The following is a 15,021-nucleotide window of genomic DNA, read 5'->3' as shown; positions in this document are numbered from 1 at the left end:
CCTGAGCGGAGAGGACGCGTCGGCATAAGGGTTGGCAGCGCACCCCGGTCCCCGGACGCTCAGTCGAGTTTCCCGAGCGCGGCGAAGAATTCCAGGTCCGGCCCGGCGATGCGAAGCGGCGTCTCCGCGCGCCGAATCGTCACCTCGGCCGGCGGTTCGATCTCGCGGGTGAGTCGGCCGTCCCCGACGACGACGGCTCCGTTCCCGCCCTCGATCCGGAGGGTCACCGTCCGCCCGGCGTCCACGACGAGCGGCGGCATCCCCCCGCGGGCGCACATCTCGGTGACGACGAGCGCGTCCGTCGCCGAGTGGACGAGCGGGCCGCCCTCGCTGAGGTTGTAGGCGGTGCTCCCCGTGGGCGTCGCGACGAGGACGCCGTCGGCGCGCCCGTCCGCGTAGCGCGCGCCGTCGACGCGCGTCTCGACGTCGATCCCGTTGCCGTGGCCGCGCTGTCGTCCCATCACGACCACCTCGTTGAGCGACGGCGGGAGCGTCCAGCCCTCGCCGGTCGCCTGCACGCGCGGCATCGTCAGCACGTCCATCGTCCCCGACTCGTACGCGTCGACGACGGCGGCGACCGTCTCGACGCTCTCCTCGGGCGCAGTGGCGTTCAGAAAGCCCACCTCGCCGAGGTTCACGCCCATGATCGGGGTGTCGCGCGCGCCGCGGGCCGCGAAGAGGAAGGTACCGTCGCCGCCGATGCTCACCACGAGATCGCACGCGTCCATCTCGTCGACCGGGATCCCGTCGAGCCCGGTCGCGGCCGCCGTCGCCGAATCGAGCACGACCTCGGCGGGTACCGCGTCGTGGATGTCGCTCGCGAGCCCCGCGGCCCGGGCGTTGTCCTTCTGCGCGACGATGCCGACTCTCATCGACTCGCAGTACCATCCGACGGATAAAAAGGGGCGTCGTTCCGGCCCACACTGTCCGCCGTCCCGTCGTGACGCGACTCGCCACCCCGGGGCGGCGAACTGCTCGACGGGCGTACGGCAGACGGTATCAGCCCATCGGCGAGTACTCCTTCGCCTCCGCCAGCCGCCGGAACTGCTCGTCGGACAGCGACACCTCGTCCGCGGCCAGGTTCTCCTCCAGTTGCTCGACGGTCCGCGCGCCGACGATCGGCGCGGTGACCTGCGGGTGGTGCATGAGCCAGGCGATCGACACCTGCGCGGGGCTCGCGCCGACTTCGTCGGCGACCGCGCGGACCACGTCGAGGGCGTCGAAGTTCGCCTCGGAGAGGTAGCGGTCGGCGAACCGATCGCTCTCCGCGCCGCGCGTCCCCTCGGGCATGTCGCGGTCGCGCTCGTACTTCCCGGTGAGGAAGCCGCCGGCGAGCGGCGACCATGGGCAGATCCCCATCCCGTAGGCCTCGCACATGTCCGCGTAGTTGCCCTCGACCTCACGGTTGACGAGGTTGTAGCGCGGCTGTGCGATCGTGAACGGCTCGTAGTTTCGCCTGTCGGCGATCTCGTTCGCGCGGGCGACCTCCCAGGCGTTCGGCTCGAAGGTCGAGGCACCGAGGTAGTTCGCCCTCCCGTCGTCGACGAAGCCGTCGAGCGTGCGCATGAACTCCTCGGGGGGCGTCTGGTCGTCGAAGCGGTGGCAGTAGAGGAGATCGAGGTAGTCGGTGCCGAGGCGGTCGAGGACGACGCCGATCTGCCGGCGGAGGTGTTTTCGCCCGATGCCCCGCCCGTTGGGGTCGTCCTCGCGGGTCGGCCAGTACACCTTCGAGGCGATCACGAAGTCCTCGCGGTCGCGCTCCGCGAGCCAGTCGCCGATCCACTCCTCGCTCAGTCCGTCGCCGTACATGTCGGCGGTGTCGACGAAGTTCCCGCCCGCCGCGGCGTAGGCGTCGAGGAGTTCGTGGGCGCGGTCGCGGTCGACCTCCACCTCGCCGGTGTCGGTCTCGCGGCCGAACCGCCACGTCCCGAAGGCGATGCTGCTCACCGTCGTACCGGTTCGTCCGAGCGGAACGGTGCTCAGAGGCATGTGCGGGCCGTCGCCCGGGGAGGGCTTAGGCGCGGCGATGTCCGTGCCCGACGATCAGCGCGAGGCCGTTGAGCGCGACGAGGAGCGCGCTCGCCGTACGCGTCGACGGGACGTCGAACGCGAACACGAGCAGCGGGACGTAACACAGCGGGAGGAGGACGGCGAGCCAGAACGCGAGGGCGCGAACCGACCCGAGGACGGCCGTGTGGACCTGCGCGGCGAGGGAGGGCAGGCCCGACTGATCGGCGGCAGGGCGATCCGTCGAGAGCGGGGTGTTGGTCGACATGGGCGTTCGTCGACAGTGTCGAGGACGTGTAGTATCATATATCCGTGAGAACTTTCGACCCCATTCGGACGTTTCACCGGCGACGTAATCCGGGTCGTGAATATCGACGGGACGGTCGCAGAACGCCGCAGACCTTTCATCGAACGCGCTAACGTTGTATCGTCGATTCGGCCGAAGGTGCGCGGTCGGCGTTCACGGCGATCGCCGGACGCGCCGGTCGTCGTTCGACCCGTCACGTCCCCGTTCGTGCACCACCGCGGAGGGCGAGGAGGCGAGCGTCGCCGAGACGGAGAGGAAGGGAAGAGGAGGGTGGGGAGGAGAAGGGGAGAGGAAGGTGGGGAGGAGAAGAGGAAGGTAGGGAGGAGAAAAGGAAGGTGGAGAAGAGAAGGGGAGAGGAAGGTGGGGAGGAGAATGGAGGAGGGAGGGAAGGGGGAACAGCTACAGGACGTCTCCCAGTCGGTCGCGCAGCGTCGCGCGCGTCTCCTCGTCGAGCGTCGCCGCCACGTCGGCCGCGACGGGGCTCTCCGCGAGCGTGGCGAACGCCCGTTCGGTCTTCTCTTCGATGCGGTCGATCGCCTTCTCGACCGCCTCGACGGACGTCCCGCGGTCGGCCGCGATCTCCTCGGAGCTGTCCCCGTCCGCGAGGCGGCGGGCGACCTCGCGTTCGCCGGAGCTGAGGATGGAGCGCATACCACAGCAACCGGCGGGAGGCGTATCAACGTGGCGGCTGTGATCCCCCGACGCCGAGCGGTTTGACGGTCACGCGGTGGGGCCCCTCCGGCGTCTCCAGTTCCACCTCGTCGACGACGTGCTCGCGGACCGCCTCGCGCCACGCCGCGACCGCCTCGACGTGCAGGTCGTGGTGCGCCTCGGTGGTGTACTCACGCCCGGATTCGCGGAGGCGTTCCTCGGTCTCCTCGGGCGTCGGGTAGGCGGGCGCGTCGTCGTCCACGAGGCGGGCGGGATCGAGGTGGAGCGCGTCGGGGTCGCCGCGCTGCTCGACGTGCAGTCGGGCGCGCATCCGGGCGTGGTACGGCGGCGTGACGCGGAGCACCGTCCGGCGGCCCGCGCGGTTGCTCTCGTAGGCGGCCACCAGGTCGTCCACCGTGACGGCGAGCGACCGGACGACCGTCGGGTCCTCGCTCACGATCCAGCCACGGGCCGGGATCGACTTAACCCCGCCGCCGCTCTCGGTCGCATGGACTGGACGGAGACGACCGACCGCGGGACGACGCGGTGGACGCGCGAGGACGGCACCGTCGTCGTCGCGCTGCGCGAGACGGCCGACACCCGCTGGGCCGTGACGCTCGACCGACTCGAACAGGCACCCGAGGGCCCGGGCTACGAGCGCGAGACGGTCCCGACGCGGGCGGACGCGCTCGCCGTCGCCGCGCGCTGGCGCGAGGAGCACGACGGGGGGTGACGCGGTAGCGAAACGCGTAACTGACGGCTCGGTCACGGGCGGAGTGTGCAGTTCACTCTCCCACCCGCACTCTCGTCAGGAGATCGGGTCGCCGTCGTCGGCCCGTCCAGCGGCGGGGCCGCCCGCGCGCCCCACGTGTTCGAACTCGGGCTGCGACGCCTCCGTGAGACGTTCGAACTCGAGCCCGTCGTCTACCCGACGGCGCGACAGGGCGACGAGTTCCTCGCCGCCCACCCCGAGGCGCGCGCCGCGGACCTCCACGCGGCCTTCCGCGATCCCGAGATCGCGGGCGTGATCGCGACCATCGGGGGCGACGACCAGTTACGCGTCCTCCCGCACCTCGACCCCGAGGTGCTACGCGCGCACCCGACCCGCTTCTACGGAATGTCGGACAACACGAACCTCGCGCTCTACCTCTGGCGTGAGAGGATCGTCTCGTTCTACGGCGCGCAGCTACTGAACCAGATCGCCGCGCCGGGACACCTCCCCGCGTACACCGAGCGACACGTCCGACGAGCGTTCTTCGGGGACGCCTTCGGCGAACTCCGCCCCGCCGAGCGGTGGACCGACGACACGATCGACTGGGCGCGACGCGACTACGCCGACGCCGAACCGGCGTACGAGCGCGGGCAGGGCTTCCGCTGGCGCGGCGGGCGCGAGCGCGTCGACGGCCGGCTGTGGGGCGGCTGCCTCCCCGTCGTCGGGTGGCACCTCGCGACCGATCGCTACCTGCCCGCCCCCGAGCGCCTCGACGGGTGCGTACTCTTCCTCGAAACGGCGGAAGATCTACCGAGCGCCGAGCAGGTGAAGTGGACGCTCATGTGCATGGGCGAGCGGGGCCTGCTCGAACGATTCGACGCCGTGCTCGTCGGCCGGGCGCAGGCTCGCAGCTACCGCGAGGACCCGGGGGCCGAGGCGCGAATTCGGTACCGTCGGGAGCAGCGTCGGGCGATACGCGAACAACTGGAGCGGTACAACCCCGACGCGCCCGTCGTCTTCGATCTCGACCTCGGCCACACGAACCCGAACGCACCGGTGCCCGTCGGCGGGCGCGTCGTCGTCGATCCCGGCCGCGAGCGCGTCGCGTTCGAGTGACGACTCGCCCGGGCCTGGCGCGAACGGCTAAGTCGATCGCGCCGAGAGCAGTCGCATGGTAGAAGTCGGCACGGGCCTGGCGCGCGTCGAACGCGACGGACGGCGCGCCGACGTCGTCCTGAATCGACCGGAGAAGCGCAACGCGATCGACGAGGCGATGATCGACGACCTCACCGAGGCGTTCCGTCGGGTCGCCGACGACGACGACGTGTGGGCGGCGACGCTCCTCGGCGAGGGACCGGTGTTCTCCGCGGGGATGGACCTCGAGATGATGCGTGACGCGACCCGCGAGGAGCACGCCGTCATCGGGAAGCGCCTTCACGAGTTGCTGGACGCCGTCGAGGCGCTTCCCCAGCCGGTCGTGGTCGGCGTCAAGCGCGCGGCCGTCGCCGGGGCGTTCGAGCTAACCCTCCCCGCCGACCTCCGGGTGCTCGGGCGCGAGGCGGCGTACGGCGTCGTCGAGGTGGAACTCGGCGTGTTCCCCCACGGCGGGACGACCCAGCGGCTGCCGCGGCTCGTGGGGCTGGCGAAGGCGAAGGAACTGGTCCTCACGGCCGAGTACGTGGACCCGGAGGAGGCGCTCCGTCTCGGACTGGTGAGCGAGGTCTGCCCCGACGAGGCCGTCGACGACCGCGCCCGCGCGCTCGCGGACGACCTGACCCGGAAGGCACCGCTCGGACTCCGACGGGCGAAGCGCGCCCTCAACCGGGCGCTCGACGTGCCCCTCGACGCGGGCCTCGAGTACGAGCGGACGCTGGCGCTCGACCTCTACGGGACGCGGGATCGGATCGAGGGGTTCGACGCGCGCATCGAGGGGAGAGAGCCGACGTTCGAGGGGCGCTGAGACGGCCGTCGGTCGCCCGGGCGACCGAGAGGGGAAGAGGCAACTATCGAGAATTACACCGGACAGAGAATAGTCGAAAGGCGTATCTATTCTCGTGGTTACACATGAGACGAATGGACGCTCGTACGGGTCGTGACGCGGGAGCGGACGACGGAGCGGCGCGGTTCGCGGCCGAACTGAGGGATCTCAAGCGACGCGGGTGTCACGTGCTGGTGGCGGGTCGCGTCGGGGACGCGGTTCGAGCCCGGCAGACGCGCAACCTGCTGGGTTCGCCGCGGCTACCCCGATACCGCATCCTCGCGCTCGTCGACGGCGAACTCGCCGAGGCGAGGACCTATCTGCCGGGGAACCTCGACCGGGACGCCCCGAACGTGTCCGTGCTCGACTTCGCGACGCCGGTTCGATCGGGCGCAGCGGCGGCCCCCGCGGCCGTCCAGACGCCGGGGGAGGGCGTGCACGCGCCGGGCGACGAACTGTTCGCGCTCCGAACGGCGCTCGATCGGGAGATCGCGGACGGCCTCTCGACGGTCGGGCGGGTCCCCGGCCGCCTTCGCGTCGGCGTCCTCACGCTCGGGATCTTGCTCGACACGTACGGCGTCGAGCGAACCCGGGCGTTCGCCGCGGCGCTCGGTCGGTCGATACGGGCGGCGAGCGGCCTGGGCCACTGTCAGCTCCCGCTCGAGTACGACGCCGCCGAGACGCGGGCGCTCCAGTCCGCGTTCGACGTCCGCGTCGACCTGCGCCACCGCGACGGACGGCCGCCGGAGCAACGCTGGCGGCTCACCTCGACCGATCGGACCACGGAGTGGATGCTCCTGTAGGATCGTGAACGTACGCACTCTGACGATACGCGGAACGGACGACCCCGTCGGCGTCGAGATCACCGACGACATCCAGGGAGTGACCACGGTACTTCGGACGGACGGCCCCGTCGAGCCGACGCCGACGGACACCGACGGGTTCGTCTTCCCGGTCGACGCCGCCGTCCGACTCGGCGTCACCGAGATCCGGATCCCGCAGTACGTCAACGTCATCGTCCGGAACGCCGACGGGCGGACCGTCGCCGAGGGGACGAACCGGGCCGCGGCGCGGGTGCCCCCCGGAACGTACGTCGTGGAGGTCGCCTCCCTGGCGGTGAAGGTCTACGTCGCCGTCGAGGGGGCCGTCGAGACGACGACCGACGACGTCGGCCGGCGCATCGTCGCGACCGACACCGACCACGTCCGCCTCGGCGTGCGATCCCGCCACGAGTACCCCGCGGCGACGATCACGACTACCGACGACCCGCGCGACGTGATGCGTGCGCTCTCCTGTCTCGGGTCGTCGCTGAAGACGACCTCGCCGGAGCGGGCGTGGCCGACCCTCCGCGGGCACCCGCCGCTCGTCGAACTCGGCGAGCGGTTCGCGGCCCCCGAGGGGTTCGAACGCCGGGGCGACGAGGTCCGCATCGAGGTCCCTCCCGCGTTGCGGTACGTGTTCCCCGTGGCGTCGCTCGCGCACTACCTGGACGCGACCGTCCGGCCGGGACCGACTCCCCGCCTCGTCACCGCCGGGACGACGGTCCCGCTCGTCGAACCGGCGGGCCGGGGGAGTCAACGCGAGTTCGAGCGACGGGTCCACCGGACGCTCGCGCAGGTGTTCACCCTCGACTGCGTCGTGCGCACGGAGGGGCTCTACTCGGTGCGGTGTCACGAGCGGGAGGCGGTGGCCGGGCGGCTCGACCTCGACCTCGCCGACCTCTACGACCGGCCGCTCGCGGAGCGACTCGCCGCGTACCTCGAGGTCCCCTACGCGGCCGTCGAGCCGGCGGTTCCGACCTGGAAGCAGACCGTCGACGTGGTTCCCGCGGCGGCGAACGTCGCGCACCTCCCCTTCGCGGCCGCCGACCTGGCGCAGGTGCGCTGTCCGAGCGCGCGGGCCGTCGCCGTCAGGCCTCGCAGCCCCACTATCGACGAATTCTGTCGGTCCGGGGGGCAGGGAGTGGGATCCAGGAACGCCGGGGACGCCCGCGAGCGGCCGGTGACCGGCGAAGAAGGGCCCGTCGTCCGGCTCGATCCGACCGACAGCATCGAACAGACGTGGATCGGCGAGGGCGTCCCCGTGGGCGCGTCGAAGCCCACGCTGGCGGCGTGCAAGCGCCGCCTCGATGCGCAGCCGAGCGGTCCGATCGGAGTGGCGGTCGTCAGCAACTCCCCGGAGATGCGCGCCGAGACGGACGTGACTGACCTCTACGGGCTTCGCGAGTTCGTCGCCTTCGACGTGGAGATGTACGAAGACCTCACCCGCGCCGAGTTGCGCGACGTCCTCGCGGAGGAGCGCGACTTCGTCCACTACGTCGGCCACGTCGACGAGCGGGGGATGCAGTGCGCCGACGGTTGGCTCGACGCGGCGACCCTCGACGCCGTCGGGACGCGCGCGTTCGTCCTGAACGCCTGTCGCTCCTACGCGCAGGGGATGCACCTCGTTCGGGCGGGCGCGATCGCCGGCGTCGTCACGCTCGTCAACGTCGGCAACGAACCCGCGACGCGCGTCGGGCGGACCCTCGCCCGCCTGCTCAACGCCGGGTTCTCCCTTGCCGGCGCGCTCGACATCCTCGGCACCGACACGATCACCGGACGGCAGTACACCGTGGTCGGCGACGGACAGGTGGTGCTGGCGGAGGGGAAGGGCGGAACGCCGATGTTTACCGAGATAGAGAGCGTCACGGAGGACCGATGTTCGGTTCGCCTGTACGGCTACCCGACCACCGGCTGGTCGGGCATGGGGGCGTTGTACGTCCCGACGATCGAAGACAACGACAGGGGATGTCTGAACGTCGGGGAGATCGGCGAGTTCACGGTCGGACGCGAAGAACTGGACCGCGTTTTCGACAGCGAACGGTTCCCGGTGCGCACCCGCGGCGAACTCAGGTGGAGCGACGAATTGAGTGCCGACGACGTGCTGGAGTAGTTACGGCCCGCCGATAGTGCATCCGATGGCCGATACGTTCCCCGCCTGCGAGAGCAGGACCAGGATCGCGAACAGGACGCCGGTCTTCTTCGGGTTCTCTGCCAGGTACCGCTTGATGCCGTGTTCCGACATGACAACTTACACATCGGCAACTGATACAATAAATATATCTTAACCTTTTTTAAGATACGTACGAGCAAATAACGGACAGGTCGGAAGCGGCGTCAGGGTGGGGGGATCGGCGTCGCCGAACCGATCGGGGGTCACGTCGACCGGGCGATCGGCGCTCTCGCCGGTCGGCCCCCCGATCGGCGTTCACTCCTCGTCGGTCAACAGCCGTCGGAGCACGTAGTGGAGGATGCCGCCGTGTTCGACGTAGCGTACCGCGGCCGGGGTCCCCACCTGCGCGGTCACGGGGAACTCGACCGTCGAGCCGTCCTCGCGCTCCGCGACGACCGTGAGTTCGTCGTTCACCGCCAGGCCGTCGTCCAGCCCCCGGACGTGGTACACCTCGGATCCGGTCAGGCCGAGCGACTTCCGGGAGCCTCCGTCGAACTGGAGCGGCAGGACGCCCATCCCGACCAGGTTGTCGCGGTAGATCCGCTCGTAGCTCTCGGCGATCGTCGCCCGCACGCCGAGCAGGGCGGTCCCCTTCGCGGCCCAGTCGCGGCTCGATCCGGTGCCGAACTCCTCGCCGGCGAGCACCACGAGCGGGACGTCCTCCTCGCGGTAGCGCTCCGACGCCTCGAAGACGGTCGTCTCCTCGCCGGTCGGGTGGTGGATCGTGTAACCGCCCTCGACGCCGTCGAGCATCTCGTTCTCGATGCGGACGTTCGCGAACGTCCCGCGCATCATCACCTCGTGGTTCCCGCGGCGGGCACCGTAGGTGTTGAACTCGTGGGGCTCGACGCCGTGCGCCTCGAGCCACCGCCCGGCGGGGAGGTCCGCGCCGAACGGCCCGGCGGGACTGATGTGGTCCGTCGTCACGGTGTCACCGAGGAGCGCGAGACAGCGCGCGCCGTCGACGTCCGCGACCCCCGGCTCAGAGAGCGGGAAGTCCTCGAAGAACGGCGGCTCGCGGATGTAGGTGGACGCCTCGTCCCAGTCGTAGACGTCACCGGTCGGGGCGTCGAGGGCGGTCCAGCGCTCGTCGCCCTCGAACACCGAGGCGTACCTCTCCGAGAACATCGACGGATCGACGCTGTCGCGCATCGTCGCCCGGATCTCGTCGGCGTCCGGCCAGAGGTCCGCGAGGTAGACCGGCTCTCCCTCCTCGTCGGTCCCCAGCGGCTCCGACGCCAGGTCGACGTCCATGCGCCCCGCGAGGCCGTACGCGACGACGAGCGGCGGGCTCCCGAGGTAGTTCGCCCGGATCTTCGGGTGGATGCGCGCCTCGAAGTTCCGGTTGCCCGAGAGGACGCTCGTCGTCCAGAGGTCGTGTTCGTCGATGGCCGCCTCGACGGGTTCGGGCAGCGGACCGGCGTTCCCGATGCAGGTCGTACAGCCGTAGCCGACGACGTCGTACCCCAGGTCGTCGAGGTAGGTCGACAGGCCGGACGCCTCCAGGTACTCGGTGACGACCCGGCTGCCCGGGGCGAGGCTCGTCTTGACGTGCGCCGGCACGTCGAGTCCGCGCTCGACGGCGTTCCTGGCGAGCAAGCCCGCGGCGATCATCACCGACGGGTTCGAGGTGTTCGTACAGCTCGTGATGGCGCTCACCACCACGGAGCCGTGCCCCAGCTCCGTCTCCGACCCGTCCGGCATCGTCACCGGGACGCGCTTCGTGAACTCGCCGAGGTCCGGGCCCCCGGCAGGCTGGGTCGCCTGCCCGGCGGTCGACCCGCCGTCGGTCGAGACCCCGGAGTCCCGTCCCCCCTCGCCGATCCAGCGGGCGAGTGCGTCCTCGTCGACGTCGTCGGCGCGTCCGTCGAACTCGTCGGCGAGGAGTTCGCGGAAGTGCCGCCGCATGTCGCTCACCTCGACGCGGTCCTGCGGGCGTCTGGGACCGGCGAGGCTGGGCGTGACGGTCGAGAGATCGACCTCCACGACCTCGGTGTACTCCGGTTCCTGCTCGCCGAAGAGACCCTGCGCGTCGAGGTACTCGCGGACGAGGTCGACGTGCGCGGGGTCCCGTCCCGTCAGTTCGAGGTAGTCGAGCGTCGCCTCGTCGACGGGGAAGACGCTGATCGTCGATCCCTGCTCGGGTGCCATGTTCGAGAGGGTCGCCCGGTCGGGGACCGTGAGGGTCCCGACGCCGGGGCCGAAGAACTCGACGAATCGATCCACGACGCCGACTTCGCGCAGGGACTCCGTGACGTGGAGGACCAGGTCCGTCGCCGTGGCACCCTCCGGGAGTTCGCCGGTGAGGCGGACGCCGACGACCTCGGGGAGCGTCATCGTGACGGGCTGGCCGAGCATCGCGGCCTCGGCCTCGATGCCGCCGACGCCCCACCCGACGACGCCGATGCCGCCGATCATGGGCGTGTGGCTGTCCGTCCCCACGAGCGTGTCGGGCAGGAGCCACCGCTCGCCGTCGATCACGCGGTCGTGGACGACCCGACCGAGGTGCTCCAGGTTCACCTGGTGGACGATGCCCGTCCCCGGCGGCACCACCCGGAAGTCGTCGAAGGCGTTCTGCGCCCACTTCAGCGCCCGGTAGCGCTCCGCGTTGCGCTCGTATTCGAGTTCGACGTTCCGCTCGTAGGCGTCCTCGGAGCCGTAGTAGTCCACCTGAACGCTGTGGTCGACGACGAGGTCCGCGGGGATCTCCGGCTCGACGACGGTCGGGTCCTCGCCGGCGCGCGCGGCGGCGGACCGGAGCGCGGCGAGGTCGACGACGGCCGGAACGCCCGTCAGGTCCTGCAGGACGACGCGCGAGGGGGTGAACGGAAGCTCCACGTCGGGCACGTCCGGCTCCCACGACGCGACGTTCCGAACGTCCGCCTCGGTGATCTCGTCGCCGTCGACGTTCCGGAGCACGGACTCGAGGAGGATCCGGATGCTCACGGGAAGTCGATCGAGTTCGCAGATCCCCGCGTCCTCGAGCGCGGTGAGGTCGGCGATCCGGTAGGTCGTTCCGTCGACGTCGAGTTCCCGAGTCGCCCCGAGAGGACTGTCACCGGTCATGCGACGTATGCGCCAGGAGCGACCTTCAGTGATCCCCCGAATGTGTTGCCCGGCGGTTCGTTCGGCGGGAGCGTCCCCCGAGCGGTCCGGCTCACGGCGGAGGGGGAGGCGACGCTACGGATTCGTCGTCCAAACAAGGAGTGCCCGGGGTGGGCTCCGAACCCACGATCTCCGCATGTCCCAGGTCCGAGGCGAGGCGTGCCTCGATGGGTGCGGCGAATGCCGCGAAGGTGAAACCCTATGAGTGCGGCGCTATGTCCAGCTAAGCCACCCGGGCTCAGTCACTCGTTTCGGCGTGCGGCACTTGACTCTTCTCATATGTCGCCGCCGGATCGCGCCGCCAACGGGTGGTTTCGGACGCGGCGCTCGGCTCGCGGACGGCGTCGGGCGTCCGCCCGACGGACGCCGCGCACTGGACGCGGCGCGGTCACTCCCGCCCCGTCACCTTCCGAATGCACGACGACCCGAACGGACCGTGCTCGCCCGCTTCGAGGCGCATGAAGTAGCCCGTCGTCACGCCCGCGCCGCAGCGCTTGCAGGTGAACTCGCCCTCCTTCGAGATCACCTCGCTCTGAAAGCGCAGGAACCGACCGCCCGTCGGTCGGATGATCCCCTCCTCGCGTCGGATGACGCCCCGCTTCTCCGCCTCGTCGAGGATCGTCCGCGTCGTCGTCGGATCGGTGGTGATGGTCTCGAGGCGGTCCACGGCCGCCGCGAGCGACAGCTCCTCGTGTTCGAGGCGTTCGAGCAACTGCACCCCGAGTTCGACCGTCTCGTCGGTCACGCCGGAGGGTACAGGGTCCGGGCGAATAATCCTTTGCGACCGGAAAGGGTTTGCCGACCCGCGGAAAGCGGGGGACATGGACCGCGACTCGCGTCGCCGGCTGGCCGGGGCGCTCCTCCTGGTCTGTGGCGTGACCGCCGCCTCGATCCTGGTCCCGCCGACGCGCGTGCTCGAGGTGCTCCAGCGACTCGCCGCTCGACCGGCGGCGTTCGCGCTCGCGCTCTGTCTCCTCTACCTCTGTCGGCCGCTCGTCGCGTGGCCGATCAGTCTCGTCTCAGCGCTGGTGGGGTTCGTCTACGGCGTCGCCGGTATCCCGGTCGCGCTCGTCGGGGCCGTCCTCACGACGCTCCCGCCGTACGTCCTCGCCCGTCGGTACCGCCCGTCGAGCGGGCCGTTCGCGCGGATCGGCGCGTCGAGCGCCGACCTCTTCGAGACGACCGGCGGGACGCGCGGCGTCCTCGCGGCGCGCCTCGCGCCCATCCCGACGGACGTGGTATCCGCCGCGGCGGGAGTCGCTCGGGTGGACGCCCGCGCGTTCGTGATCGGGACCGCCGTCGGCGAGGTCCCGTGGGTCGTCGCCAGCGTCCTCGCGGGTCGGTCGATGGAGGCGCTCACCGCGAGCGGGTTCCACGCCGGGTGGCCGCTGGTCGTCGCGGGCGTCGCCGTCGCGGGGGCGCTACTGGCCGGGCCGACGCTCCGGTGGGCGCTCGACGAACCGTCGCCCGCCGATTAGTTGAACGGGTCGGCGCAGTCGAAGATCACGCCGTGCTGCGGGCAGACGTACTTGCAGTGTCTGCGGTACATCGGGGCCTCGCAGATCGGACACGGCCGACCGCCCCGCACCTCGCTCATGGTCGAAGCGTGACGCGCCACCGACATGGGCCTTCCCCTCGCGGCGCGAGGGGGCGCTCGACGCGGACGCTCTCCGCTCGCCTCGCCTCCCGGTCCGTTCCACTACGCCCCCGCGCACAACCGGACAACGGGTATGTGAGGTGCGCGCCTACTGTCAACCATGGCAACAGTCGGCTCTCGGTTGCGAGCGGCGAGCGCGGGCGTCGCGCTCGCCCTGGCCGCGGGCGTCGCGGGCGTCGCGGGATCGTACCTGGTCGCGGGGTTCGCGCCGGGCTTCGTCGTCGCCCCCGTCGAGTCCGCGCTCTCGCGGGCGATGCCCGGAGCCGTCGTGACGTACGCGATCCTCGTCCTCGGGAGCCTCGGACAACAGCTCAACCTGCTCGCGGCCGTCGCGATCACGATCGCGCTGTTCGCCCTCGTCGCGTGGCTCGCGAGCGCCATCGGTCGCCAGGTCGCCGCGCCCGTCGTCGGGCCGGCCGTCGCGGGCGCGGCCGTCTGGGCCGTCGCGACGGCGCTGACGCGCGACCCCGTGCTCGCGCTCGGCGCGGCCGTTCCGACCGCCGCCGTCGTCGCCCTCCCCGAGGTCGTCGCGCGCGTCGGCGGGAGCGGAAGCGGTACCGGTGCGGGGAGCGTCGACGGCGGCCGGCGAACCGCGCTCGGCGCGCTCGCGGGCGCGGTCGGTTTCGGGGTGCTCTCGTACCTCGTCGGCGGCCGGGGCGGGGAGAGCGGTGGGGGCGAACTGGAGGGGACGCGGGAGGGGCGCACGACGACCGAACGGCTCCTCTCGGAAGCCCGGACGCAGTCCCTCGACGTGGCCGGTCTCGAACCGCTCGTCAGCGAGGCGTTCTACGAGGTGGACATCAACAGCGTCGACCCGCAGGTGAGCGCCGAGGAGTGGTCGCTGCGCGTCACCGGCGCGGTCGAGGAGGAGATCGAACTCTCCTACGACGACCTCACGTCGATGCCCTCGGAGCCGAGGTTCGTCACCCTGCGATGCGTCGGCGAGGGGCTCAACGGGAAGAAGATGGACAACGCCCTCTGGGAGGTCGTCCCGATCGCCGACGTGCTCGACCGGGCGGGCCTCGAACTCGAGCAGTGCTGCGTGATGCTCCGGGCGGCCGACGACTACTACGAGGAGTTCCCCGCCGAGGCACTGAAGCGGGGGTACCTCGCCTACGGCATGAACGGCCGCCGGCTCCCCCGGGCGCACGGCCACCCCGTCCGCGCGCTCATCCCCGGCCACTGGGGGGAGATCAACGTCAAGTGGCTCACGGAGATCGAGGTGCTGGAGCGGGAGGTCGACGGCTACTGGGAGAAGCGCGGGTGGCACGGCACCGGACCCGTCTCCACCGTCGCGAAGCTCCACGTCGTCAACCGCCTCGACGACGGGCGCGTCCAGGTCGCGGGCCACGCCTACGCCGGGACGCGCGGGATCGGTCGCGTCGAGGTGTCGACCGACGGCGGAAGCTCGTGGAACGACGCCCGCCTCTCCGAGCCGCTCCCGGGCGAGGACGTCTGGCGGCAGTGGGCCTACGAGTACGACCCGCCGGGCGAGGAGCACGAGGTCGTCGTCCGCGCCTACGACGCCGACGGGACGCGCCAGCCGAAGAAGCGCCGGCCCGCCTTCCCGAGCGGGGCGACCGGCTGGGTGAGCCGGACGGTCACCCCCTGAC

General features: G+C 71.1%; 16 protein-coding genes and 1 tRNA gene. 7 read left to right on the top strand and 10 right to left on the bottom strand.

The features are described 5' to 3' along the window. Positions 1-59: 59 nt before the first annotated feature. The 5 genes from NKI68_RS05350 to NKI68_RS05330 all read right to left on the bottom strand — a co-directional run bounded on the left by NKI68_RS05350 (position 60) and on the right by NKI68_RS05330 (position 3,422). Entirely contained in the window at positions 60-872 is an 813-nt protein-coding gene (locus NKI68_RS05350; protein WP_254545676.1) for an NAD(+)/NADH kinase, read from the bottom strand. Between the two features lie 127 nt (positions 873-999). Then, positions 1,000-1,989 (bottom strand): aldo/keto reductase, encoded by a 990-nt coding sequence (locus NKI68_RS05345; RefSeq protein WP_254545675.1) that lies wholly within the window; start codon positions 1,987-1,989, stop codon positions 1,000-1,002. A 25-nt stretch (positions 1,990-2,014) separates the two neighbouring features. After that, positions 2,015-2,275, bottom strand: a complete 261-nt coding sequence (locus NKI68_RS05340; protein ID WP_254545674.1) for a DUF8028 family protein — start codon at positions 2,273-2,275, stop codon at positions 2,015-2,017. Positions 2,276-2,713: 438 nt separating this feature from the next. Further along, the gene (locus NKI68_RS05335) at positions 2,714-2,965 is read right to left on the bottom strand and encodes a hypothetical protein (RefSeq protein ID WP_254545673.1); all 252 of its coding nucleotides are present in this window, start codon (positions 2,963-2,965) and stop codon (positions 2,714-2,716) included. A gap of 25 nt (positions 2,966-2,990) precedes the next feature. Next, positions 2,991-3,422, bottom strand: coding sequence for a DUF8009 family protein (locus NKI68_RS05330; protein WP_254545672.1), 432 nt, complete (start codon positions 3,420-3,422; stop codon positions 2,991-2,993). 51 nt (positions 3,423-3,473) lie between these two features. Here NKI68_RS05330 and NKI68_RS05325 point away from each other — a divergent pair, with 51 nt between their 5' ends. The 5 genes from NKI68_RS05325 to NKI68_RS05305 all read left to right on the top strand — a co-directional run bounded on the left by NKI68_RS05325 (position 3,474) and on the right by NKI68_RS05305 (position 8,586). Next, positions 3,474-3,698 carry a DUF7543 family protein gene (locus NKI68_RS05325; RefSeq protein ID WP_254545671.1) on the top strand — a complete coding sequence of 75 codons (225 nt, stop codon included), beginning with the start codon at positions 3,474-3,476 and terminating at the stop codon, positions 3,696-3,698. A 45-nt stretch (positions 3,699-3,743) separates the two neighbouring features. Continuing rightward, positions 3,744-4,793 (top strand): S66 family peptidase, encoded by a 1,050-nt coding sequence (locus NKI68_RS05320; protein ID WP_254545670.1) that lies wholly within the window; start codon positions 3,744-3,746, stop codon positions 4,791-4,793. A gap of 55 nt (positions 4,794-4,848) precedes the next feature. Beyond that, complete coding sequence (locus tag NKI68_RS05315) at positions 4,849-5,637, top strand: enoyl-CoA hydratase/isomerase family protein (protein WP_254545669.1); 789 nt, start codon at positions 4,849-4,851, stop codon at positions 5,635-5,637. Between the two features lie 113 nt (positions 5,638-5,750). Continuing rightward, on the top strand, positions 5,751-6,458 hold the full coding sequence (locus tag NKI68_RS05310; RefSeq protein WP_254545668.1) for a DUF7504 family protein: 708 nt from the start codon (positions 5,751-5,753) through the stop codon (positions 6,456-6,458). Between the two features lie 4 nt (positions 6,459-6,462). Continuing rightward, positions 6,463-8,586 carry a CHAT domain-containing protein gene (locus tag NKI68_RS05305; RefSeq protein WP_254545667.1) on the top strand — a complete coding sequence of 708 codons (2,124 nt, stop codon included), beginning with the start codon at positions 6,463-6,465 and terminating at the stop codon, positions 8,584-8,586. On the opposite strand, the gene NKI68_RS23535 is transcribed toward NKI68_RS05305, so the two are convergent. The 4 genes from NKI68_RS23535 to NKI68_RS05290 all read right to left on the bottom strand — a co-directional run bounded on the left by NKI68_RS23535 (position 8,587) and on the right by NKI68_RS05290 (position 12,496). Continuing rightward, complete coding sequence (locus NKI68_RS23535) at positions 8,587-8,718, bottom strand: DUF7503 family protein (RefSeq protein ID WP_256562675.1); 132 nt, start codon at positions 8,716-8,718, stop codon at positions 8,587-8,589. Between the two features lie 183 nt (positions 8,719-8,901). Continuing rightward, on the bottom strand, positions 8,902-11,712 hold the full coding sequence (locus NKI68_RS05300) for an aconitate hydratase (RefSeq protein ID WP_254545666.1): 2,811 nt from the start codon (positions 11,710-11,712) through the stop codon (positions 8,902-8,904). A 141-nt stretch (positions 11,713-11,853) separates the two neighbouring features. Then, positions 11,854-11,989: transfer RNA gene (locus tag NKI68_RS05295), tRNA-Met, on the bottom strand. 150 nt (positions 11,990-12,139) lie between these two features. Continuing rightward, the gene (locus tag NKI68_RS05290) at positions 12,140-12,496 is read right to left on the bottom strand and encodes a DUF5830 family protein (RefSeq protein ID WP_254545665.1); all 357 of its coding nucleotides are present in this window, start codon (positions 12,494-12,496) and stop codon (positions 12,140-12,142) included. Positions 12,497-12,572: 76 nt separating this feature from the next. On the opposite strand from NKI68_RS05290, the gene NKI68_RS05285 reads away from it, so the two are divergent. Then, positions 12,573-13,229, top strand: coding sequence for a TVP38/TMEM64 family protein (locus NKI68_RS05285; protein WP_254545664.1), 657 nt, complete (start codon positions 12,573-12,575; stop codon positions 13,227-13,229). Here NKI68_RS05285 and NKI68_RS23530 read toward each other — a convergent pair. Next, positions 13,226-13,348, bottom strand: a complete 123-nt coding sequence (locus tag NKI68_RS23530) for an HVO_2523 family zinc finger protein (protein WP_256562674.1) — start codon at positions 13,346-13,348, stop codon at positions 13,226-13,228. The genes NKI68_RS05285 and NKI68_RS23530 overlap by 4 nt on opposite strands. A 160-nt stretch (positions 13,349-13,508) precedes the next feature. Here NKI68_RS23530 and NKI68_RS05280 point away from each other — a divergent pair, with 160 nt between their 5' ends. Then, positions 13,509-15,020: a molybdopterin-dependent oxidoreductase gene (locus NKI68_RS05280; protein WP_254545663.1), complete on the top strand. Its 1,512-nt coding sequence runs from the start codon at positions 13,509-13,511 to the stop codon at positions 15,018-15,020. Position 15,021: the final 1 nt, after the last annotated feature.

It is taken from the genome of Halomarina pelagica (assembly GCF_024228315.1).
Classification (GTDB): Archaea; Halobacteriota; Halobacteria; order Halobacteriales; family Haloarculaceae; genus Halomarina; species Halomarina pelagica.
This window is presented reverse-complemented; position numbering and strand designations above follow the sequence as displayed.